Source organism: Bradyrhizobium sp. Ash2021 (assembly GCF_031202265.1).
Classification (GTDB): domain Bacteria; phylum Pseudomonadota; class Alphaproteobacteria; order Rhizobiales; family Xanthobacteraceae; genus Bradyrhizobium.
The window spans coordinates 5,656,602-5,677,328 of the sequence record NZ_CP100604.1 but is presented as its reverse complement, the minus strand read 5'-3'; the positions used below and the strand labels follow the sequence as shown (position 1 = coordinate 5,677,328).

General features: G+C 61.5%; 22 protein-coding genes, 1 tRNA gene and 1 pseudogene. 11 read left to right on the top strand and 13 right to left on the bottom strand.

Going from position 1 to position 20,727, the window contains the following annotated elements; translation table 11 throughout:
- Window positions 1-20: 20 nt before the first annotated feature.
- From bamE to NL528_RS27385, 5 genes are all read right to left on the bottom strand, one after another.
- Window positions 21-344 carry an outer membrane protein assembly factor BamE gene (gene bamE / locus NL528_RS27405; protein ID WP_309177564.1) on the bottom strand — a complete coding sequence of 108 codons (324 nt, stop codon included), beginning with the start codon at window positions 342-344 and terminating at the stop codon, window positions 21-23.
- Between the two features lie 207 nt (window positions 345-551).
- Complete coding sequence (locus tag NL528_RS27400) at window positions 552-1,070, bottom strand: hypothetical protein (RefSeq protein WP_309177563.1); 519 nt, start codon at window positions 1,068-1,070, stop codon at window positions 552-554.
- Window positions 1,063-1,139 (bottom strand) — tRNA-Arg (locus tag NL528_RS27395). The genes NL528_RS27400 and NL528_RS27395 overlap by 8 nt, the downstream gene beginning before the upstream one ends.
- A 114-nt stretch (window positions 1,140-1,253) precedes the next feature.
- Entirely contained in the window at window positions 1,254-1,406 is a 153-nt protein-coding gene (locus tag NL528_RS27390) for a hypothetical protein (protein WP_171985845.1), read from the bottom strand.
- 287 nt (window positions 1,407-1,693) lie between these two features.
- Window positions 1,694-1,954: a hypothetical protein gene (locus NL528_RS27385; RefSeq protein WP_309177562.1), complete on the bottom strand. Its 261-nt coding sequence runs from the start codon at window positions 1,952-1,954 to the stop codon at window positions 1,694-1,696.
- A gap of 232 nt (window positions 1,955-2,186) precedes the next feature.
- Here NL528_RS27385 and NL528_RS27380 point away from each other — a divergent pair, with 232 nt between their 5' ends.
- The 3 genes from NL528_RS27380 to NL528_RS27370 all read left to right on the top strand — a co-directional run bounded on the left by NL528_RS27380 (window position 2,187) and on the right by NL528_RS27370 (window position 5,229).
- Entirely contained in the window at window positions 2,187-2,630 is a 444-nt protein-coding gene (locus NL528_RS27380) for a hypothetical protein (RefSeq protein WP_074276099.1), read from the top strand.
- Window positions 2,631-3,482: 852 nt separating this feature from the next.
- Complete coding sequence (locus tag NL528_RS27375) at window positions 3,483-4,355, top strand: DMT family transporter (RefSeq protein ID WP_309185044.1); 873 nt, start codon at window positions 3,483-3,485, stop codon at window positions 4,353-4,355.
- Window positions 4,356-4,464: 109 nt separating this feature from the next.
- Window positions 4,465-5,229 carry a hypothetical protein gene (locus NL528_RS27370; RefSeq protein ID WP_309177561.1) on the top strand — a complete coding sequence of 255 codons (765 nt, stop codon included), beginning with the start codon at window positions 4,465-4,467 and terminating at the stop codon, window positions 5,227-5,229.
- Between the two features lie 135 nt (window positions 5,230-5,364).
- On the opposite strand, the gene NL528_RS27365 is transcribed toward NL528_RS27370, so the two are convergent.
- Both NL528_RS27365 and NL528_RS27360 read right to left on the bottom strand, forming a co-directional pair.
- Window positions 5,365-5,646, bottom strand: a complete 282-nt coding sequence (locus tag NL528_RS27365) for a hypothetical protein (RefSeq protein WP_309177560.1) — start codon at window positions 5,644-5,646, stop codon at window positions 5,365-5,367.
- 54 nt (window positions 5,647-5,700) lie between these two features.
- A pseudogene (locus NL528_RS27360) lies at window positions 5,701-6,465 on the bottom strand (FAD-binding domain-containing protein).
- Here NL528_RS27360 and NL528_RS27355 point away from each other — a divergent pair.
- A complete protein-coding gene (locus NL528_RS27355; protein ID WP_309185335.1) occupies window positions 6,415-6,627 on the top strand; it encodes a hypothetical protein in 213 nt (70 codons plus the stop codon). The pseudogene NL528_RS27360 and the gene NL528_RS27355 overlap by 51 nt on opposite strands.
- Window positions 6,628-6,634: 7 nt before the next feature.
- Here NL528_RS27355 and NL528_RS27350 read toward each other — a convergent pair whose 3' ends face one another.
- Complete coding sequence (locus NL528_RS27350) at window positions 6,635-7,294, bottom strand: peroxiredoxin (RefSeq protein ID WP_074276104.1); 660 nt, start codon at window positions 7,292-7,294, stop codon at window positions 6,635-6,637.
- Between the two features lie 394 nt (window positions 7,295-7,688).
- On the opposite strand from NL528_RS27350, the gene NL528_RS27345 reads away from it, so the two are divergent.
- Entirely contained in the window at window positions 7,689-8,264 is a 576-nt protein-coding gene (locus tag NL528_RS27345) for a hypothetical protein (RefSeq protein WP_309177559.1), read from the top strand.
- A gap of 251 nt (window positions 8,265-8,515) precedes the next feature.
- Window positions 8,516-8,701, top strand: a complete 186-nt coding sequence (locus NL528_RS27340; protein ID WP_309177558.1) for a hypothetical protein — start codon at window positions 8,516-8,518, stop codon at window positions 8,699-8,701.
- A 175-nt stretch (window positions 8,702-8,876) separates the two neighbouring features.
- On the opposite strand, the gene NL528_RS27335 is transcribed toward NL528_RS27340, so the two are convergent.
- Window positions 8,877-10,715, bottom strand: coding sequence for an alkaline phosphatase family protein (locus tag NL528_RS27335; protein ID WP_309177557.1), 1,839 nt, complete (start codon window positions 10,713-10,715; stop codon window positions 8,877-8,879).
- Window positions 10,716-10,852: 137 nt separating this feature from the next.
- Window positions 10,853-11,068, bottom strand: a complete 216-nt coding sequence (locus NL528_RS27330; RefSeq protein WP_309177556.1) for a hypothetical protein — start codon at window positions 11,066-11,068, stop codon at window positions 10,853-10,855.
- Between the two features lie 168 nt (window positions 11,069-11,236).
- Between NL528_RS27330 and NL528_RS27325 the strand changes: the two genes are divergently transcribed.
- Window positions 11,237-12,061: a substrate-binding domain-containing protein gene (locus tag NL528_RS27325; RefSeq protein ID WP_309177555.1), complete on the top strand. Its 825-nt coding sequence runs from the start codon at window positions 11,237-11,239 to the stop codon at window positions 12,059-12,061.
- Here the strand turns inward: NL528_RS27325 and NL528_RS27320 are convergent.
- Window positions 12,035-12,733 (bottom strand): ABC transporter permease, encoded by a 699-nt coding sequence (locus NL528_RS27320; protein WP_309177554.1) that lies wholly within the window; start codon window positions 12,731-12,733, stop codon window positions 12,035-12,037. The genes NL528_RS27325 and NL528_RS27320 overlap by 27 nt on opposite strands.
- A gap of 292 nt (window positions 12,734-13,025) precedes the next feature.
- On the opposite strand from NL528_RS27320, the gene NL528_RS27315 reads away from it, so the two are divergent.
- The 3 genes from NL528_RS27315 to NL528_RS27305 all read left to right on the top strand — a co-directional run bounded on the left by NL528_RS27315 (window position 13,026) and on the right by NL528_RS27305 (window position 16,768).
- Window positions 13,026-13,553 carry a hypothetical protein gene (locus NL528_RS27315; protein WP_309177553.1) on the top strand — a complete coding sequence of 176 codons (528 nt, stop codon included), beginning with the start codon at window positions 13,026-13,028 and terminating at the stop codon, window positions 13,551-13,553.
- 92 nt (window positions 13,554-13,645) lie between these two features.
- Window positions 13,646-16,366 carry an EAL domain-containing protein gene (locus tag NL528_RS27310; RefSeq protein ID WP_309177552.1) on the top strand — a complete coding sequence of 907 codons (2,721 nt, stop codon included), beginning with the start codon at window positions 13,646-13,648 and terminating at the stop codon, window positions 16,364-16,366.
- Window positions 16,367-16,471: 105 nt separating this feature from the next.
- Window positions 16,472-16,768, top strand: coding sequence for a septal ring lytic transglycosylase RlpA family protein (locus NL528_RS27305; RefSeq protein WP_309177551.1), 297 nt, complete (start codon window positions 16,472-16,474; stop codon window positions 16,766-16,768).
- An 18-nt stretch (window positions 16,769-16,786) separates the two neighbouring features.
- Here NL528_RS27305 and NL528_RS27300 read toward each other — a convergent pair whose 3' ends face one another.
- A complete protein-coding gene (locus tag NL528_RS27300) occupies window positions 16,787-19,255 on the bottom strand; it encodes a PAS domain-containing protein (protein ID WP_309177550.1) in 2,469 nt (822 codons plus the stop codon).
- Between the two features lie 57 nt (window positions 19,256-19,312).
- Window positions 19,313-20,077 (bottom strand): thermonuclease family protein, encoded by a 765-nt coding sequence (locus NL528_RS27295; protein WP_309177549.1) that lies wholly within the window; start codon window positions 20,075-20,077, stop codon window positions 19,313-19,315.
- Between the two features lie 439 nt (window positions 20,078-20,516).
- Here NL528_RS27295 and NL528_RS27290 point away from each other — a divergent pair, with 439 nt between their 5' ends.
- Window positions 20,517-20,726 carry a hypothetical protein gene (locus NL528_RS27290; protein WP_309177548.1) on the top strand — a complete coding sequence of 70 codons (210 nt, stop codon included), beginning with the start codon at window positions 20,517-20,519 and terminating at the stop codon, window positions 20,724-20,726.
- Window position 20,727 lies beyond the last annotated feature (1 nt).

Below are 20,727 nucleotides of genomic sequence, written 5' to 3'. Positions count from 1 at the left end.
ATGGCGGCCTGACGTTGCCGTTATTCGAACGCTGATAAATTTGGTACCAACGTCACAAGGCCGTTTCTCAGGCCATAGCTTACTGATTTGTTTTGGAAACCTTGCGACATCCACAGCCACTTCTCATCACCATTCTTGAGCGTTGCCACAGATCGCGGTTGGCCAAGAATGGCGATGACCTCGGCTTGGGTCATTCCTACCTTCACCCTCTTAGCGTCCGCCCATTCAAAGGCTGATGCACCATGAACGAAGAGTAGCAATGCGAAAGCAGCGATCACTAAGCGCGTCAGCGTTGATCGGCTGCTCTTCTCAATCGGACCAGTAACTATTGATATCAGTTTCATACTTTCACTTTTCGCACCCTGTCTCCGCCCATGCCTCGGCTCCAACAAGGACCCTGCGGTAGCGTTGCAATGTCACAGGCGGATTAGCACAAGGAGCCACGATCTTGAGCGTTTTACAAGGCGGATAACCGAGGTGATCCCACGTGTTGCAGGACAACGAATTCAGCACCCTGCCGCGTTATCGCTGAAAAGCTCCCCACCCCTGATTTAACGACTAAGCATCGCATCCGAGGCGTGGCGCGTCTGTTGTCTAATTTTCCACGATGTAGTGCCCCGCCTGGGGCGCGCTCGTTGTAGGACCAGCACGTAGCAACATACGAAGTCCAACATAGCTCGGCGATGATAACCGAGCATGTGCTTTGCGAGGGTAATGGTTACGAGACCATTTTCCACCTTGTACGACTTGGGACGCTTCACTTCGAACCAACGTTCTTTGTTGGCCGTTTCTGGTGTTGCGGGAGTGATGATCGTCCGCGTTGATTTGATGACCTTGGTACCCTTGGGCAAGGTCACAGTGATGTACTTGATCTGGTCAGCTTGCACGGTGTTGCTGATGTCTGTCAGCACTTGATCGATTGCAGTAGCGCACGGCGATTGTTCTTCCGCGCACGGAGCAGGTGTTAGCCGTTTTGTTAGCCGTTTTGTTGGATGTACATGATGTAAATAGCCAGCAATTTCAAATACTTGATTGTAATCATTAGATTTTTCGGCTGTGATTTGGCGCACTCGGAGAGATTCGAACTCCCGACCCTCGGAATCGAAATCCGATGCTCTATCCAGCTGAGCTACGAGTGCGTGTGGTTTTTCAATGGGTTAGCCGAGGTGCCAATTTTTTTAGGCACAGGCACCTCTACCGCCCCACCAAAAATAATTTCGTCGGGTTCGAATACCAGACTTGCACGGCTGGAGCTAGGCGGCCTTGCGAAGGCTTTGAAGCTGAAACTCCAGGTCCTCGACCAGCTGGGCCAGCTGCTCGCGGGTATGCGGATCTGTGGGCTCCAGCGCCAATCGGAGGGCCTGGGCCAGCTTGCGTTCGAGTTCTGCGCGGTGTCTGCGGTACATTCGATTGCTCCTGCCACATTGACGGCGGAAACCCCTAAAATGTTCACGGACATCTTCATACTTCGTTAATTCCCCTCCGTTTGGCATGCGAACCACGTATCTGGCCGCGTTTTGTTTCGTTGTGCCAGTGACGCCGAAACTCAGGAAACGCGAGTGCCGCAAGGGTTTTTCGTGCGCTACGTGGCGGTACGTAGCGCGATAGATTTTGTATCGAAATCCGATGCTCTATCTGAGCTACGAGTGCCTGCTGGCCTGATCAGACTTGGCCGGGCAGGGCCAGATGCGGATCAGAAGCAGGGATGCCGCTGGCGGTCCTGGCCGAGATAGGCGGCGGAGCCCTGGTAGCAGTGATTGTTCGCGGGGCCATCATAATAAGCGAAGCTGCCAGGGGTGGGGCCAGGTCCGTAATTGTGCAGATAGCTGATCTGGTAGGGCAGCGGCCAGTAATAGTGGTGATGGTGACGGTAGTGGCGCGCTTCGGCCAGGGTCGGCGCGATCGCCGCCGCCAACAGCAGGGCGGCGAAAGAGAAAAACTTCAGTTTGGTCATCTCGATTCTCCCAGGATTCCGCTGAAAGTAGACCATTTTGGCCGATCCGGGTCCCATTTTACGCGAAATCGGGCGAAAAACTGCGGGAAATCCGCCACACCGCGGCAATTTTTGGCCTCTTGGGGATGCTTAACGATATCCCAACACAGTCCCGCCAGAGTTCTGGGGCTTGGTCCACCGGACGGACCGGCTTTCCCGCGTCCTGACAAGGTTATTGGTTCCTGGTCGATCCATGCGCATCACGCCCCTTGCCCTGCTGTTTCTCGTTTTTGTCGCACAACCTGCGCGCGCCGATCTGCACATCACGCGCGACCACGGCGGGTATGTCGAGGAATACAAGGCCAAGTACAAGCGCATCGCCGACCGCAAGGAACGTGTGATCATCGACGGCATCTGCAATTCCGCCTGCACGCTGGTGTTCGGTATCGTCCCGATGAACAAGATCTGCGTGACGCCGAAGGCCAGCCTCGGCTTCCATCAGGCCTATTACGACAAGGCCTTCACCTTCGGCATCAAGGTCACGAGCTCGGAAGGGACGTCGGATCTGATGTCGTATTATCCGGTCACCGTGAAGGACTGGATCCGCCGCAACGGCGGGCTGACCACCGAAATGAAGAAGATCAAGAACGGCGAAGATCTCTGGAAGATCGTCGATCCCTGCCCGGAAGAGTGGTAGGGCGAATTCTTTCCCCCGGGGCGCGCTGGATCTCTGGCTTAGCCCGACGGGCAAATCAGTGAATTTGCTGTCAAGCCCGACTTGAGAAAATTTTCCTCTTGCCGCGTCGGGCAAATCACCGGTACCTGCTCGCCCGTCTCACCCGACAAGAGGGGCGGCTCGCGATCGTCACGAAACGCGCGGTGGGATGCGGTGGACGCTGATGTCACGAGGACGAACGTGGCTGACGCGGACGGCGAAGTCGTGTGGTCCTGGCGCCCGACGCTGGCGCCAAGCTTGGCGGAGTTGATCTGCGAAGTGACGGTGGCAAAAGAGCCCGACTCACCGAGGAGAGCACGAAGTAAGCCGTAAAACCATTGCGCAGGGAAGGCCGGATGTTCTCCGCTGAACCTGTATGCTCGTGTGCGTTTTTGCTGTGTGCATTTAGCACGCGAGACCGCGGGTGCAGCGCGCACCCGGCTTTCCCTGCGCCCTCTGTTTGAAGAGGGCGAAAGATTCATGCAGGACTCGGGCACATCGTGTTGCGGGAATGCGAGGTCATGTTTGCCGTCATTGCGAGGAGCGAAGCGACGAAGCAATCCATACTTTCTTTGCGCGGCAAGATGGATTGCTTCGCGGAGCCTGTCATCGGGCGCGCGTTCGCGCGACCCGGTGGCTCGCAATGACGGCTCTACGATCTTGACATACCCCCGCTGTCATCGCCCGGCTTGACCGGGCGATCCAGTATTCCAGAGACGTCAGCGATAGAACCGAGAAGGCGCGGCGTACTGGATGCCCCGCCTTCGCGGGGCATGACAACTCTCACTATTTCAGGATTGCCCGATGGCCCATGATCAGGCAATCAGGGCGGCAATGAACAAAAACTTCGAGGAAACTGCCGCGCGCGCGGCGCCGGCGATTTTCGTCGTGCTCTGGAGTACCGGCTTTATCGGCACCAAATATGTGCTGCACAATGCCGAGCCGTTTACCTATCTCGCCATTCGGATGGCGTGCGTGGTCGGATTGATGGCGATCATCGTTGCGGTTGCGCGGCCGCGATGGCCCGACCGGGCCGGCATCGGCCACAGCATCGTCGCGGGGCTTTTGGTGCACGGGATCTATCTCGGCGGTACTGCGGTTGCGATCTCGCATTCGATTCCGGCCGGCCTCTCGGCGCTGATACCCGGCCTGCAACCGATCCTGACCTCGACAATTGCAAACCGCTGGCTCGGCGAACGCGTGACACCGCTGCAATGGACGGGCTTAATGGTCGGGCTCCTCGGCGTCGTGCTGATCCTGCACGACCGGCCGATGAGCGGCGAGGCGGGCTGGGGCTGGCTGGCGTCAGGCGTATCGCTGATCAGCATCACGCTGGGGACACTCTATCAGCGGCGTTACTGCAACCAGATCGACTGGCGCGCCGGCAATCTCGTGCAGTACATCGCGGTCACGGTGTTTTTCGGCATCGGCGCCTGGCTGTTCGAGACCAATGTGGTGCACTGGACCACCGAGTTCATGCTGGCGCTGGCGTGGCTGGCGGTGGTGCTGTCGATCGGGTCGATCGGGCTGTTGTACTGGCTGATCCGACGTTCGGCCGCGACCTCGGTCGCAAGCCTGTTCTATCTGGTGCCGGCGGTGACCGCTGTCATGGCCTATGTCCTGTTCGGCGAGCGGCTGGACGCGGTGGCTGTCGTCGGGATGGTTGCCTGCGCCGCGGCGGTGTTTCTGGTCAACCGGAAGTCTTGACTCAGGGTGAAAGCAATCCGCCTCCGATCCAACAACAGCCTTAACGTGTTGTTTGATTCCGTGCTATCTTGAGGGCGCGATATTTTGTGCGATAGCAAAGGAGGTTTTCATGAAAGTTATTCGCGCGGCCCAGGCAGGACAAGGCGGTGCCGTCAACGTCGCCTGCATCAACAAGGCGACGGTCGATCTCGGCGTACCCTTCGACAAGCTCACCGCCGCATTGCAAAAATGCTACGACCAGTACTTTCTGCCGGTCTGGGGCTACCCGCTGAGATTGTATAATACAAAGACAGCGAAACGGTCCGACTGGCAATTCGTCTATTTCGACAATGCCGACGCCGCCGGTGCGCTCGGCTATCACGACCTGACCAAGGACGGGCAGCCGGTGTCGAAAATCTTCGTCAAGACGACCCTCGCGGCCAACGAGCTCGTCAGCGTTACGGCTTGCCATGAGTTGTTTGAGATGGCGATCGATCCGATCGCAAACCTGTGGGCGGAGGCCGCTGACGGCACCGAATACGCCTATGAGATGTGCGACGCCGTGGAAGAGGATACCTTCGTGGTGGACGGGATAAAGATGTCAAACTTCCTGCATCCCGCCTGGTTCGAACCGTTCAAGCACCCGCCCAAGACAAAATTCGATCATCTCGGCCTGCTCAAGAAGCCGTTCAGCATGACCAAGGGCGGCTATGTGATCGTCAAGCAAAACGGCAAGGTGAAAGAGGTTTTCGCGTCCAAGGCGAAAGAAAAGCGGTTCGCGAAAGAGAGCCGGCTCGGACACCGCAGCGAGCATCGCAAACCTACGAGTAAAGGTCTGCTAATTCCCAAAGGGAAAAAAGTCCGAACAGCAAGCGGGTCGAGGCTCGCAGCCTAGCGGCGACCGCAAGCCCGTGCGTTCGGCACGCCATCAACAAAAACAAAAGCCTCCAGGTTCACCCGGAGGCTTTTGCGGGCCACGCCGACCATTGCGCAAACCGTTCGCAAGACTGGTTCGGCGTTATGCGCCGGATCAGCGCTTGGATTTCTTCGCCTTCTTTTTCTTCTTGGCTACCTTCTTGACGGCCTTCTTTGCGGTTTTCTTGGCCGCCTTCTTGGACTTCTTCGCCGCTTTCTTTGCCGCTTTCTTTGCCGATTTCTTGGCGGCCTTTTTGGCTTTCTTCTTCGGCGCCGCCTTCTTCACGGCTTTCTTGGCCGCCTTTTTGGCCTTCTTGACCACCGGCATCGCGGCCGGTTCGGCGGCGGTGCTTGCGATTTCAGTCGGCTGTTCAGTCACGGGTGTATCGTCGTTCATGTCATCCCCCAGTAATTTACTGCGGTCACAACGATAGCGAGATTTATGAAAGCGTCAAACGGATGTCATCGACGCGTTGCGGATCCCGGTGTAGGCGGCCAACGCGCGTTCACGAGCCGTCTTGTGATCGACGATCGGGTAGGGATAGGTGTTGCCGAGTTCGACCCCGGCGGCGGCAAGTTCGAGCGGCGTCGCCGTCCAGGGCTGATGGATCGGGCCGGCCGGCAGCCGCGTAAGCTCCGGCACCCAGCGCCTGACATAGGCGCCATCGGGATCGAATTTCTGGCCCTGCAGGATCGGGTTGAATACCCGGAAATAAGGCGCCGCATCGGCGCCGGAGCCCGCGACCCGCTCAACTTCCTCGGTGCGGGAAGCGGTTTTGGCGGATCGCCAAGCATTTGCACCCGCCGCCAGAACGGCGTGAACATGCGCAGGCCGCGGCCCTCCTTGTTGCGGATATTGACGGGCGCTGTGAGGAGGTCGCCGGGAAATTTTTGCGAGCTAATACCGTCCCTTGCAAGCACGGCTTCAACTTCTCCGACAACGGCTTGATGTGGCGCCTGCGTAATCTCGTTCCAAAACACAGCGCGGGCATCGGCCTCGCGCGCGAACTTGCCGATAACGCTGGCGGCCGGCCCTTTGCGCAGCATGAGCGGCGCGCCGATGACGCCCAGACTGGCTTGCAGGCTACGCAACGACTGCGCAAGCCACCGCGCGGCGCCGCCGGGGCCGGGCGTTCGGCGGCTTCAGCGCGCGGCTCTCCTCGTCGTGGACGTACAGACAAATCACCGGCGTGCCGGCGTTCGCCGCGGCGTGCAGGGCAGGGTGGTCGGACAGGCGCAGATCATCGCGAAACCAGACGATGATGGGCGGGGCGCTCGTCATGCGATCGTCGTCGACATCTCCTGGGGCGCCTGCGTGACGGCGGTCTCCTCGACCGCCGCCCTTGCTGTCGCGAACTGGCTCGCGCCGAAAATCTGACGCGTCGTCACTTCGGCTGCGGCACGATCCGGATGTACGGCTTCGGCGCCTTCCAGCCCTGCGGATAGATCGTCTTGGCCTCGTCGTCGGAGACGGAGCCCGCGATGATGACGTCTTCGCCCTGTTTCCAGTCGGCCGGCGTCGCGACCCGATGCTTTGCGGTCATCTGCAGGGAATCGATCACGCGCAATATTTCCTGGAAATTGCGGCCGGTGGTCATCGGATAGACCAGCACCAGCTTGATCTTCTTGTCGGGCCCGATAACGAAGACGTTGCGGACGGTCTGGTTGTCCGCGGGCGTGCGCGTTAGCGGATCGCCCGAGGTCGACGCCGGCAGCATGTCGTAGAGTTTTGAGACGTTGTAATCGGTGTCGCCGATCATCGGATAGTTCGGTGCGGCACCTTGCGTCTCCTTGATGTCCTCGGACCATTTGGCGTGCCGGTCGACGGGATCCACGCTCAGGCCCATCAGCTTGATGCCGCGCTTGTCGAATTCCGGCTTCAACTTTGCGAGCGCGCCGAGTTCGGTGGTGCAAACCGGCGTGAAATCCTTGGGATGCGAGAACAGCAGGGCCCAGCTGTTGCCGATCCAGTCGTGGAATTTGATTTTACCTTCGGTGGTCTGGGCTTCGAAGTCGGGGGCGACAGCGCCAATCTGGAGTGCCATGATGTTACCTCATATTATTGAAGTTACTGAAGAATTCCTGTTCAAGCCATCGCGGAGAGTATAGGGGATGGAGGGGCCTAAGGGAACCCGGCGGCCAAAAAGGTGAAATCCTTCTCCGCAAGGCGGAACTCCTAGCATCTTCTATCGATCCGCGCCCCTGCGGCGAAAAGACCCGACGCGGTCCAAAAGGCCGGAATTGCCCCGATATTGCCTTTTATGACCCGCAAGACGCCCGGCCCGATGGCTTTAGCCTCGAACCGTGACAGCGCTCACAGCGACTAATCGGCAACCATCTAAAAATCTCTGAATGCAAGTTTCGAATCATTAACCACTCGTTTACGCCCGCATGGAAATGCTGGACCTTGACCAAAAAAAGAAACCGAGAAGTGCAACTATGTCTGCCCCTAGTACCAAGGCCAATGAGCTGTTCGCCGCCCTCCAACCGTCCTGCCGCAAGACCGCGGCGCATGCGCTGACCATTGTGCGCGACGGCGTGATCACCGGCGAAGGCCCGACCACCAAGGGCCGCATCCATTTTTCCCGCACGCTGGACGCCGATGACGCCACCCTGTGCGCGCGCATCCTGACCGCGAGCGCGGTCGAACATCAGCCGGTCAGCCGCGCCGAAGCCGAGGCGCTGTTCGAGATCAACGACGCCGCCGCCGAGCGCAGCGACAACGGCCGGTTCGATGATTTGCTGGCCAAGGCCGTCGCACATCACGCGGCCTCCGAATCCGGGCTGCCGGTGCCGCCGCGCACGGTGGCGCTGTCGCCGGACACCGATATCGCAAGTTGGGCGCCGGCGCATGCGCGGCAAATCGACACCCAGATGCTGGATTGGATCGCCGGCCAGATGCGCGGCAAGCGCCGCCGTAACCACACGCTGGCAGCGATGGTCGCGACCTTCGTCGGCGCGGCCGCCCTGCCGCTGTCGCAGTTGCCGAACGTGTTCGACATCGGGATGATGTAGGTTGATTCCAAACGATTGGATTTTAAGGGCGGCGGGGGATGTCCCCGCCGTTTTTGTTTGGCGAAAAACCGGATCGTTCGACGAAACTCTCCCGTTTTTCCCAGGGAATGGGCGTCAATCGACCTGACGCAGCGGCGGACAAGGGACCCCTGCGCGATAAGGATTCGGCGCCCGTCAAGAATTGACGGAATCGCGGGGTGGTGCATGCTCGCGGCATGTTGGGATTGTTCAGGGGTTGTCGCCTGGCTCGCATGAGCAGCGGGCGCTATTGCGTGGTGCGGGATCTCGGCCTGGTCAAGGGCGGGAAGGGCATGCGGCACCACGAGGTGGTGCTGCCGCTGAGCCTGCGTGAGCTGATGAAGCGGTTACGCCAGCCGTCGGCCAAACGTCCTGAGCCCGAGGCAAGCGCGGACCTGCTTCAAAAGATAAATTCGTAGTGCAGCATTCCGCTGGACCATGGCGCCTTGCGCGCTAAGCCGCGCGTCACCCGGATGAGCCAACGGGTCGACGCGTAACGCCGCCCGATGAGAGGCTTGGCGATATCCGGGACGTTCTCTTCCGCGCGGCGCTCATGCGGGCTACCGGCTGCGATGGATACGACGCGGCGGGGGGTTACTTCCCCGCCGTTTTCTGCTTGCCGCCTTCCGCGTCCAGCCCGAGCGTGCGGCCCGGGAATCCCGCGACGTCGAAATAGCGCGTCGACAGCACGCGCTGGAATTTCAACACCGTCTGCAGGCCATTCGCGGCCGGCTTGGAGGTGACGGTGCCGTCGGCGGTCTTCGGAACGATGCCATTGGGGAGCGCCTCGGATATGACGCGGCCCATCAAGCCGCCGTTGCCGGTGCCACGCAAATGCAGAAGCTGCGCAATGGTCATGCCGACGTCGGCGTTGCTGACCGGGAGCGGATCGACATAGCCGGATTTGAAGTCGGGGCCGATCGCCGCCATGAAATTCAGGGTGTCGCCGCGGCTGAAGCTGCCGTGCATGCCCTGGCCCTGCCGCAGCACCGTGTCGGCGATCTGGACCGAGCAGTTGGTCGGCTCCTCGCAGCCGCTCGACCAGGAGCGGAAATTGACCACGATCGACGGGTTCGGCGTCACCGCATTGCCCTTGAGGTTGAGTTGCGACATCGGCAGCGTGCCCGGGAAACGTCCGAGCTTGTCGTCCACGAACAGCCCGCTGACGTAATCCTGCTCCAGCAGCGCCTTGATGGTGCGGTCGGCCAGCTTCTTGTCCTTGTTCGGCAGGTAGATCAAATCCGATCCACCGTTGGTCGCAACCACCAGATCGGGCTTTGCGGGATCCTGTCCGAGCACGCCATTGCCGGCCTTGGGATGGGCATTGTCGGCGACCCGCGTATTCTTGTCGTTGGGATCGAACAGCGGCAGGTTCAGCGCTTTCGAAAGATCGATGGCGAGGAAGCCCATGGGCAGGAAATCCTTCGGCGTGTCGTCGTAGGAAATCTTCGCCGAGGGGCTGGTCTTGCTCTCCTTCGAAATCGTCGAGAAGCCGTGGTCGGCGGAGACGATGATGTTGGTGTTGGCGGCGAGGCCGAGATCGTCGAGCGCCTTGCGCAATTGCGCCAGGTTGTTGTCGGCGTTCTTGATGCCGGCCATCGAGGTCGGCCCGTTGATGCCGGGGGTGATGGTGTTGAGGCTGTCGCCGGTATTGTGCTGGCTGCCGTCGGGATCGCGCGACCAGAACACCAGCACGAACGGCTTGTTGCGCGCCTTGAACATCGGCAGCACCACCTTGCTGGCGACGTCGGCCATGTAGGCCTGTTGCGCGACGTTGGCGACCGTGGTGCCGGGCGTCTTGGCGTCGCCGGCATTGGCGTTATCGCCGCGCGAGGGGGTCGTCAGCGGCAAATTGGCTTTGGTCAGCGCGTCCTTGATTTCGTCCGACAGGGGAACGCCGGTCTTGCCGCCGGTGGAGTCGTCGATCACGATCGTGTTCTTGCCACGGTCGGTGTGGTCAAAGATCAAGGTCGGGCCGAGCTTGCCGATGGCGGCGGTGCTGAAACCCTGCGCGCGCGCCATCTTGAGGATGGTTTCCTCGTTGAGATAGTCGCCGTTGAAGTGCTCGTCGACATCGCCGAGCACGGCGTCGTTTTCGAGGAAGGGGACCACGGTGTCGCCGGCCGGGACTGAACTATAGCCGGTATAGATCGTGTTGCTGAAGTCACCGGTATCGCCGAGATAATGGCCGGTCGCCATCGCTGAGGCGTTCGCGGTCGTGAAGGTCGGAAACAGCGAATGCGAGTTCCTGAAGTTGACGCCCTTGTCGCGGATATCGGCCATTGCGGGTGCGGTCTGCGGCGTCACGATGCGCGCGCGCAGGCCGTCCGGCACGAACAGAATCAGGTTGCGCGGCGTGGCGTTTTGCGCCGAAGCAGCGGTTGCAGTCAGCGTGATCAGGCTTGCGGACAGCAACACCATTGTGCGGCGCATCAGGTTCTCCCCGTCAGAAACGATTCCGGCTGGCAGCCGTTGCATCCGTTTAGTTTCGCTACATGACAGAATTGTTACAGGGAATCCGGTTACGTCAACCGGCTTTGTTCTCGGCCGGTGGTCGGCGTCCACGCCGGCTACGCCCGCCGGCCGAGCCAGCGACGCAGGGCCACGACCGACCAGATCGCTTCGACCAGACCGAACGGCCAGGCGCCTTGAAGAAATCCGTAAATCGAACCCAGCGCGCAGGCGGCGGCAAACGCCAAAACGAACCAGGGGCTTCGGTCCTCCGCCGCGTAGCAAACGAGCATCAGCGTCACCGCGAACAGTCCGAAGGCAGTCAGCGTGTCCATCAACTTCGGTCCATGTTCTTCTTCGCGATGCCGTGAAAAACCTTGGGCTTTATCGGCGGCCACGAAGCTGCGGAATAGCCGCATGGTGAAACAAGCGCAGAGCATTGTCTTGCATCGCAGGAATTGGCAAGCTTTCTACCGCTCGCTTCATCATTGGTAGTTTAAGTCATGAAACGCCTTCTCGTCCTTGTTGCCAGCCTCGCATTCTCAAGCCTCGCATTTTTCGGCAGCGCATTGGCGCAGCAGCGCACGATCACGGTGGCCTCGACAACCTCGACGGAACAGTCGGGGCTGTTCGGCTATCTGCTGCCGAGCTTCACCTCGGCAACCGGAATCGGCGTCAAGGTAGTGGCCGTCGGCACCGGGCAGGCGCTCGACATCGGACGGCGCGGCGATGCCGACGTGGTGTTCGTGCACGACAAGGTAGCAGAGCAGAAGTTCCTCGCCGAAGGTTTTGGCGTGAAGCGCCATGACGTCATGTACAATGATTTCGTGGTGATCGGGCCGAAGGCCGATCCGGCGCATATTGCCGGCGGCAAGGACGTTGCCGTCGCGCTGCGGAAGATCGCCGAGAGCAGGGCGACCTTCGTCTCGCGCGGCGATCGTTCCGGTACCCATGAAGCCGAACTGCGGCTTTGGAAGGAAGCGGGAATCGACCTCGCCGCGGCCAAAGGCGATTGGTACCGCGAGATCGGGCAGGGCATGGGTGCGGCACTCAACATGGCTTCGTCGGCCAATGCCTATCTGCTGTCGGACCGCGGCACCTGGCTTTCGTTCAAAAACCGTGGCGAGCTTGCGGTTTTGACCGAAGGCGATCGCCGCCTGTTCAACCAATACGGCGTGATGCTGGTCAATCCGGCCAGGCATCCCGGCGTGAAAGCCGCAGATGGCCAGGCTTTCATCGACTGGCTGGTCTCGCCGCAGGGGCAAAAGACGATTGCCGATTATAAGGTCGGCGGCGAGCAGTTATTTTTCCCCAACGCGTCCGACTAGCAGGAACGCCACGGTGCTGATGGTCACGCTGAGCGACAGCAGGATCAGTCCGAGCCCGAGCGCCAGCGACAATTCGCCCTTGCTGGTTTCCAGCACGATGGCGGTGGTCATGGTGCGCGTGTAGCCGCGAATGTTGCCGCCGACGATGATGATGGCGCCGACTTCGGCGATGGCGCGCCCGAAGGCGGCGAGGAAGGCGGTGAGCAGCGAGGCGCGGCCGAGCGAAATCAGCAAGGCCACGCTGCGAAGATGGGAGAGACCATCGGTGCGGGCGAGATCGGCATATTCGGCCCAGAGAACGGAGACCGGGCGATGCACCAGCGCGACCACGATCGGCGTGGTGAGCATCACCTGAGCAACGACCATGGCCGTCGGCGTGAACAGCAGCCCGGCGAAGCCGAGCGGGCCCGATCGCGAGAGCAGCAGATAAAGCATGAGGCCCGCCACGACCGGCGGCAGGCCGAGCAGGGCGTTGGCCAGCACGACCAGAACCTGCCGCCCGCGAAACCGGCTGATCGCAAGCCACACGCCCAGGGGCGTGCCGATCAGCAACGCGATGAGGCTCGCCGACAGGCTGACGCGCAGCGACAGCCAGACGATGCCGATCAGCTCGGAATCGAAGCTGCCGATCAGCGCAAGCGCCGCCGCGACAGATTGCCTGAAATCATTCATCCGGGGACAGTGACAGAAAAATCCAGCCTCGCATCTATAAAAGCCCACCCTATCAAACGCCGTTGCCGGTCGAAACCGCAGCATGTTGCGCACGCCACCGGCCACGCTGTCGCGCGATCGCGAGATCGCCGCACCACCGGCGGGGAAGCGGTATCGCGGACCAGCGCCCGTCCAGGTAGCGAAATCGAGCCGTCCGCACAATGATGTCCGGCGTCCGCGCGCCGTAAGTAAGTCTTTAGCGGCTCGGTATAAAATGTCCGTGATAATTTCCTGCTTTAACCACCGGTTAATCATGCGCCTGCTGCCGATGAAAGACCCGGACAAGGCCTGGCGTTCGATCAAGGCTCAATGGAAGAAGGACGCTGAAGGCGTCGGCGAGGATTTTTCTACCTTCGCGTCGGGAAGCTGCGCGGCCTTCGATAGCCTGATCAAGGATACCAGCAATCCAGGTCTGTATTGCCTTTCCGACGGCGAGCGGATTCATGCGGTGTGTCAGGTCAGCCGCATGCTGATGAGCAAATATTCTTCGCCGCTCCTGCGCGTGCGCTTCGTCAGCGTGTCTCCGGTCTACGAACTGGGGCTGGCCGGCGCCGGCGAATATGCCCAGATGATGGTGGCGCTGTTTTCCGGCATCGTCTGGCTGTCGCGGGACTCGCTGTCGGCGGGCCACATCCGGTTCTTCCTCAAGAGCCCCGGTGATTCGCAATTCTTCGCGGCGCTGCAGGTCTCGACGCCGCTGTCGCCCTTTTCAAAGTTCACGATCGAGGGCGCCTTGATCGAGTGCAGTTTGAAGGAAGCGGAATTGGCGGAAACGCCCTGATTCGGATAGGTTTTTAACTTTGCGATAACTCATTTTGCTAACGCCCTCTTGGGTTGTGCCCCTTACAACAAGCGCCTGTGGGGGCAAGCAAAATGTTGGATCAGTCATCTGACAAATTCATCGCGGGAGACCTGCGGCAGTCGATCATCGACGCGCTGGGGCGGACACGACTGGGCGCGATCCAGTGGCTCATCCTGTGCGCCGCCGGGCTCGTCCTCGCGATCACGCTCGGCACCGCCTACTTCGCCGAGCAATTCCGCGCCCGCGCGCTCGAGGTCGCCGAGCGCGAACTCAACAACACGGCGCTGCTGCTGTCGCGTCATTTCGACCAGCAGCTCGGCGATCTCCAGCATGTTCACGACGACGTCGTCAGCTATATGCAGGCGGGCCGGGTTGATAGCGCAGACGAATTCGAACAGAAAATGTCGACGTTCGGCGCGCATGAGATGCTGCGCGCCAAGCTCGCGGCGCTTCCCCATGTCGGGAGTTTGAACCTGTTCAATGCCAAGGGCAGGCTGATCAATTCTTCCGAGATATGGCCGACACCGGACATCAGCATCGCGGACCGGCGATACTTCATGGAGTTTACCTCGGGAAAGCCGACCCCCGACGTGATCGTCGCGCCGGCGATGAGCAAGGTAACGGGAGTCTGGACCACGATCTTCGCGCGCAAGATCGTCGGCCGTCGCGGCGAAATCGTCGGTTTTGCCACCCGCGGCGTCGAGCCGAGCCATTTCGAGGATTTCGTCGCATCGTTGGCGCTGGACAGCGACACCGCGATTTCGATGATTCACCGCGACGGCACTATCATCGCCAGCTATCCGCGCAACGATGCGCTGGTCGGTCGTAACGTTGCCGGTTTGCCGGCGTTTCAGAGGGCCCTGGCCCTGAACGGCAATGTCGCAGGACGTTTCACGAGCACGGTCCAGTCGGAGGACAGGGTCGGCGCGGTCAGGTCGCTGACGAATTTTCCGATCCTGATCGTGGCGGCCACCAAGACGTCGACCGCGCTCGCCGATTGGCGGGCGCAGACCAAGCTGCAGTTCTTTGCCGCGGTGCTTGCGGTCATCGTCGTCATCTGCACGATCTTCCCGATCGTGCGCCAGTTGCGGCGCCAGCACGCCGCCGCGCAACGCAAGCTGTCGGAGAAGACCCAGCAGCTCGACACCGCGATCAACAACATGACCCAGGGCCTGCTGCTGTTCGACGCTTCGGGCCGCCTCGTGATCTGCAATGAGCGTTACATCGAGATGTTCGGCGTCTCGCCCGACGTCGCCAAGCCCGGCTGTCATCTGCGCGATCTCATCCTGCATCGCCAGCAGATCGGCTCGTTCGAGGGCGACGTCGATGCCTACTGCGCGAGATTCCTCAATCCCGAGCATAACGAGGTGCGCGACACCGTGATTTCGATGCCCGACGGGCGCATGATCCGGCTGGTCTACAAGCGATCGCCGGACGGCGGCTGGGCCACGACGCTGGAAGACGTGACTGAGGTTCGCCGGGTCCAGGCCAGGATTGAGCATCTTGCCCATTATGACGCGCTGACCAGCCTGCCGAACCGGACGCTGTTCCAGCGCCATGCGGAGGGCTTGCTGCTGGAGACCGCCGGCGTCGAGTTCGCGATCCTCTACATCGACATCGACGAGTTCAAGAGCATCAACGATTCACTGGGGCATCTGATCGGCGACGAATTCCTCAAACGGATCGCCGAGCGCCTGCGTCAGTCGGTGGGATCTGAGGACTTCATCGCCCGCCTCGGCGGCGACGAATTCGCCATCCTGCAACGCGCGGTGACAAGCGACGATGAAGTCAGCGCGCTGGTCGCGCGGATCTATCAGGCGCTGCGAACGCCGTTCGATTGCCACGGCCATCGCCTCTGCGGCGATGCCAGTATTGGCATCGCGATCGCCCCGCGTCACGGCTCCGATCTGTTCGGGCTGCTGAAAAGCGCCGATCTGGCAATGTATGCCGCCAAGGCGGCCGGCCGCCGCACCCATCGTTTCTTCGATCCGGCGATGGAACGGCAGGCCAATCTCCGCCGCGAACTCGAGAGCGATTTGCGAACGGCGCTGCTCGAGGGCGGCTTCGAAATTCATTACCAGCCGCTGGTCGACCTCAACAGCGATGAAGTCACCGGCTGCGAAGCGCTGTTGCGCTGGCGGCATCCGGTGCGCGGCATGATTTCGCCCGCCGACTTTATTCCGGTTGCCGAGGAAACCGGCCTGATCGAGGAGATCGGGCAGTGGGTGTTGCGGACCGCCTGCGCGGAAGCTGCGACATGGCCGGCGCATGTGCGCGTCGCCGTCAACGTCTCTCCGATCCAGTTCAAGTCGCAGACGCTGTCGCTGAAGGTCGCGGCGGCGCTGGCCGAGACCGGGCTCGATCCGCGGCGGCTGGAGCTGGAAATCACCGAAGCCGTGCTGATCGCCGATGACGACGCCGCCCTCGTTGCGTTGAACGGGCTGCGCGCGCTCGGGGTTCACATCGCGCTGGACGATTTCGGCACCGGCTATTCCTCGCTGCAATATCTGCAGCGGTTCCCGTTCGACAAGATCAAGATCGACCGCAGCTTCGTCAAGGAAGTGACCCGCAATTCCTCATCGTCATCGATCATCCGGGCGGTGGTGAGCATCGCGGCCGACCGCAACATGGTCACGACCGCGGAAGGCGTCGAGACCGAGCAGCAGCGCGACACCGTGCAGGCGCTGGGATGCACGCAGATGCAGGGCTATCTGTTCAGCGCGGCGCGCCCGGCGCATGAAATCCGCGCGCTGCTGGCACTGCGCCCGGCCGAGGTCGAAGACGCGGCCTGAGGGGGCCCGGCGGGCAGCCCTCACATCATCGCCGGCAGGCAAGTTTTTTGGAACTCTCTCGATCGCGACGCGTTCTTCAACGGGGCCAACCGATGTTGGCAAGTAATGAGAGTTGCGAAGGTTTGCGCCACCGCGCTGCTGCTTGGCAGCTCGGTGGCAAATGCCGAGAGCGGCATGGCCTCCTATTATCGCGGTGTCGGCACGAGCGGTGAAATGACCTGCGCCCACCGCAGCCGGGCGTTCGGCAGCCTGGTCAGGGTTTCCTATCGCGGCCATTCGATCCAGTGTCGCGTCAATGATCGCGGGCCGTTCGTTCGCGGCCGGATCATCGATGTCTCGACCAGTGCGGCGCGCGCGCTCGGGATCGTGCGGGCCGGCGTCGTCATGGTCTCGATCGATTGAGGCGGACGACCGACGGATTTACGGCTTCGCTCCCATGGGGCTCCGCTCGGAAATTGCCTTCCGCAGAATCCGCGACAGCGATTCGACCGAATAGGGCTTCTGAATGAGTTCGAAGCCGCGATCGGCATTCTCCGCCAGAACGTTGCTGTAGCCGCTGGTCAGCACCACCGGGAGGCCGGGATAGCGCTCGCGGATGACGCCCGCCAGTTCGACGCCGTTCATGCCGGGCATGATGACGTCGGAGAATACCAGGTCGGCGGAAAATTCGTCCTCGGCCAGAATGGCCAGCGCCGCATCGGCGTTGACGACGCGGCGGACCGCGTATCCCAGATCCTCCAGCAACTCGGTAGAGAACTGCCCGACGTCGTCATTGTCTTCAACCACGAGCACGCGGTAGCCGCGACCGATGGTCGACGGTTCGCTGCCGATGGCGGCGGCCTCCGCCGTATCGGCGGGCGTTGCCGCCTTCGGCAGATAGATGGTGAAGGTCGCGCCCTGTCCGAGCGTGCTGGTGACATCGATGTCGCCGTCGGATTGCTTGGCGAAGCCGAACGCCTGGCTGAGGCCGAGCCCGGTTCCCTTGCCGACTTCCTTGGTGGTGAAGAACGGCTCGAAGATCGCCTCGATATGGTCCGGCGCGATGCCGGTGCCGGTATCCGTCAACGAGATCGCGACGAAGTCGCCGCTGCGGGCGGACTGGGCGCGCAGGGCAGGGATGGTCTGAACCTTTCTGACGCCGATCGTAAGCTGGCCTTCGCCGCTCATGGCGTCGCGGCCGTTCACCGCGAGATTGATCAGGGCGGTCTCGAATTGGGCAATGTCGGCGATCGCGAAACAATTGGGGTCGTCGATGCAGACCTCGATCCTGATCCGGCCGCCGACCAGCGGGCGGATCAACTGCGCCACGCTTTCGACCTGCGCGCCGACATTGAAGACCTGGGGTTTAAGCGGTTGCCGGCGGGCGAACGCCAGCAATTGGGCAGTCAGCGTGGAGGCCCGTTCCACCGTCTCCGAAATCGCGTCGATGTAACGGCGGCGGCGCTCTTCCGGCAGGTCGCGGCGGCGCAGGAAGTCGGATGCGGAGCGGATGATGGTCAGGAGATTGTTGAAATCATGCGCCACGCCGCCGGTCAATTGCCCCACGGCTTCCATTTTCTGCGACTGGCGCAGCGCTTCCTCGCCCCGGCGCCGCTCGGTGATGTCGACGGCTTCCGGCACCGCGCCGATCACCGTGCCATGCTGATCGTGCAGCGGACGCATCTCGAAGTCGAATAAGCGGTCACCGATCGGAAGATGCAACAGCATCTCGGTCTGCACTTCCTGGCCGCTCATGACGGCGATGAAGGCGTCACGGACGGCGTCGCGCATGCCTTTCGTGCCGCTGAACCACGGTGTCTCCCAGAACGGCCTGCCGATGACGTCGGCGGCATTGGCGCGAATGCCGGCCAGCGCCGTCTTGTTGGCATACAGCACGTCGCCGTGAAGATTGAGCAGGCCCTGATATTGGTGGCTGGTCTCGAAGATCGCGCGCATCTGCGCTTCGTTGGATTCAAGCTGCGCCGTGCGTTCGGAGATGCGCAGCTCGAGGGTTTCGTTCAGCCGCCGCAAATCGTTCTCGGCCTGCTTGGCAGCGGTGATGTCGTGGGCGACGCCGATGAATCCGATATGCTTGCCGGTCGGGTCCCAGCGCGGTTGCGATTCCGAGCGCAGCCAGCGCCATTCGCCGGCCGCGTTCCGGTAGCGCGCCTCCAGCACGAATGGCTTGAGCGAGGATTCGCCGGCGACCTGCTCCTGCAGGATGCGCGGCAGGTCGTCCGGATGCAGCGCCTTGCGCCAGTCGAACACGATGGCCTGTTCGAAGGGAAGGCCAAGGAAATCGAGATAGGCCTGGTTGGCGAAAGAGCGGGTGCGGTCGAGTTTGGTCACCCAGATCGGCACCGGCGCGCTGTCGGCGATCAGCCGAAAGCGCTGCTCGCTTTCCCGCAAGGTAGCCTGCGCCAGCATTTGATCGGTGACGTCGAGATCGGCGCCGACCAGGCGCTGTGCCCGGCCGTCGCGGCCGCGCTCGATCTTGGCAACGACGCGGATCCATCGGATCTCGCCGTCACCGGGCCGGATGATGCGGTATTCGGCCGAATAGTCCTCGCCCGCGCCCCTCAGCACGCCGAACAGATGTTTGACCGTCCGCTCACGATCTTCGGGGTGGATTCGACTGACCCAATCCCCGTAGGTCTCGTTGACGGCCTCCGCCGGCAGCCCGTGAACGAGCAGATATTCAGGGGACCGGCGGTTCTTGACGCCGTCGCGGAAATCGATTTCGAGGCCGCCGACACGGGCGATGCGCTGGATTCTGGCCAGCTCCGCCTCGCGTTCCTGCAGCGCGCGGTGGGCCCTATCGCGCTCGCGCGCGATCTCCTCAAGATTTTGCCGCAGCCGCTCGGCCGCGGCTGCCTCGGGGAGAACGTTGGTGGGGTTCGGAGGGGTCATGGGGCCGGGAATCTCTCGCGCTTAATTTCACACGACAAGAGGCGGCTTTGCCAGCGGTCATTTGGTCTTGGTGCCGGCGCGGCAGTTATAGGCCCTGCGGAAGCCGGCGGCCTGCGCGTCTTCCTCGGAACAAAACCAGCGGTCCGGTTCGGTGAGCGCGGGGTAACTGCGGCAGGCCTGCAGATGGTAGATGCCGACATTGCCGGTGACGCGGGCGCGGACCGCGAACTTGCCTTTGATGTTGCAGCCCGACGGCATCGCGAGAGCTTCCGGGAATAGCGCTTCGCGAATCTCCTTGTCGCGGTCGGCCGGGCACGATCCGCCGAGCAGGGCGCCGTCCTTCTTGCCGGTGCGAAACTCTTGCGGTGCAACGAAGCAGCCCTTCCACAGCCCCTGGCGTTCCTCCTTGGCGCGCGCCTCCTCGGTCTCGAAGCGTCCGGTTGCAGAGGATTCGACATTCAATGCGAAACCCTGGCGGACCAGCAATTCGCTGAGACTGGTGGTGTCGCCCTCGATCCTGCAGGCGCCGAGATGCCGCTTCTTGTAGCTGGGGTCTGCGCCGAGATCGTCACAGCGAATCTCGCGGCCGCCGATCAGTTTTGTCAATTGATCGCGCGCCTCGATACCGCAGGTCCAGGCGTCCGCGTGTTCGTCGATGCACAATTGGTCGATCGCCGGCGCATCGATGCCGTCGAGCCGGTACGTCACGCTACCGATCTGCAGCGTGCTGCCGTCCTTGATGGTCGCATTGGCGGCCCAGCTGCGGCCGGTGGACAGCGACGTCAACAGCAGCGTCGCAACAAGTAAGGCTCGTGGCTTCATCGGTCACACATCAAATGGAGTTCACATCGGCGCCAGATTTCTAGCATAGGTTCGCGCCATACAACCAAGACAAGAGCGTTTTCAAGCGAAGTGGATACCGGTTCGCGTCAACAAAACGCGTTAAAGCAAGAATCTGCAGCAAGATCGGTTCTGATCCAATCAGGACCGATCTTGCTCCAGGGGAGGCGTGCGGGAGATCACATCGAAAGAACGGCATCGGACCTGGAAGGAGCGTACCCGTTGCGCCATCGAAGGGGAGCAAGACCATGTTCGGGTTCGTCCTCAACCTCGTCTTCGGTCTCATCATCGACTGGTTTCTCTTCTTCCGCCGCAAGAAAAAGGTGCCGGAGTAGGCGCGGTCATCATCCAAACGACGCATTGACTTTGCGAGAACAAAATAGGAACATATCCCGGCGTCGCCCCATCATGGAACACCATCATGTCCTCTTCTTCGAGAGCCAATACCGAGGACCATGACGGGCTGGAAGCCGCCGTGGATCAAGCCATCTCGGCCTGCGGCGGCGATCTGCGCTCGACCATTCGCGCGTTGATCGTGGCCAACGAATATCTGGAGACCGAGGTCGGCGAACTGATGAAAGCGGTCTCGCACGCCTATGCGCGCGGCCGTTTTCAGAGTTATTCCGGCTGAA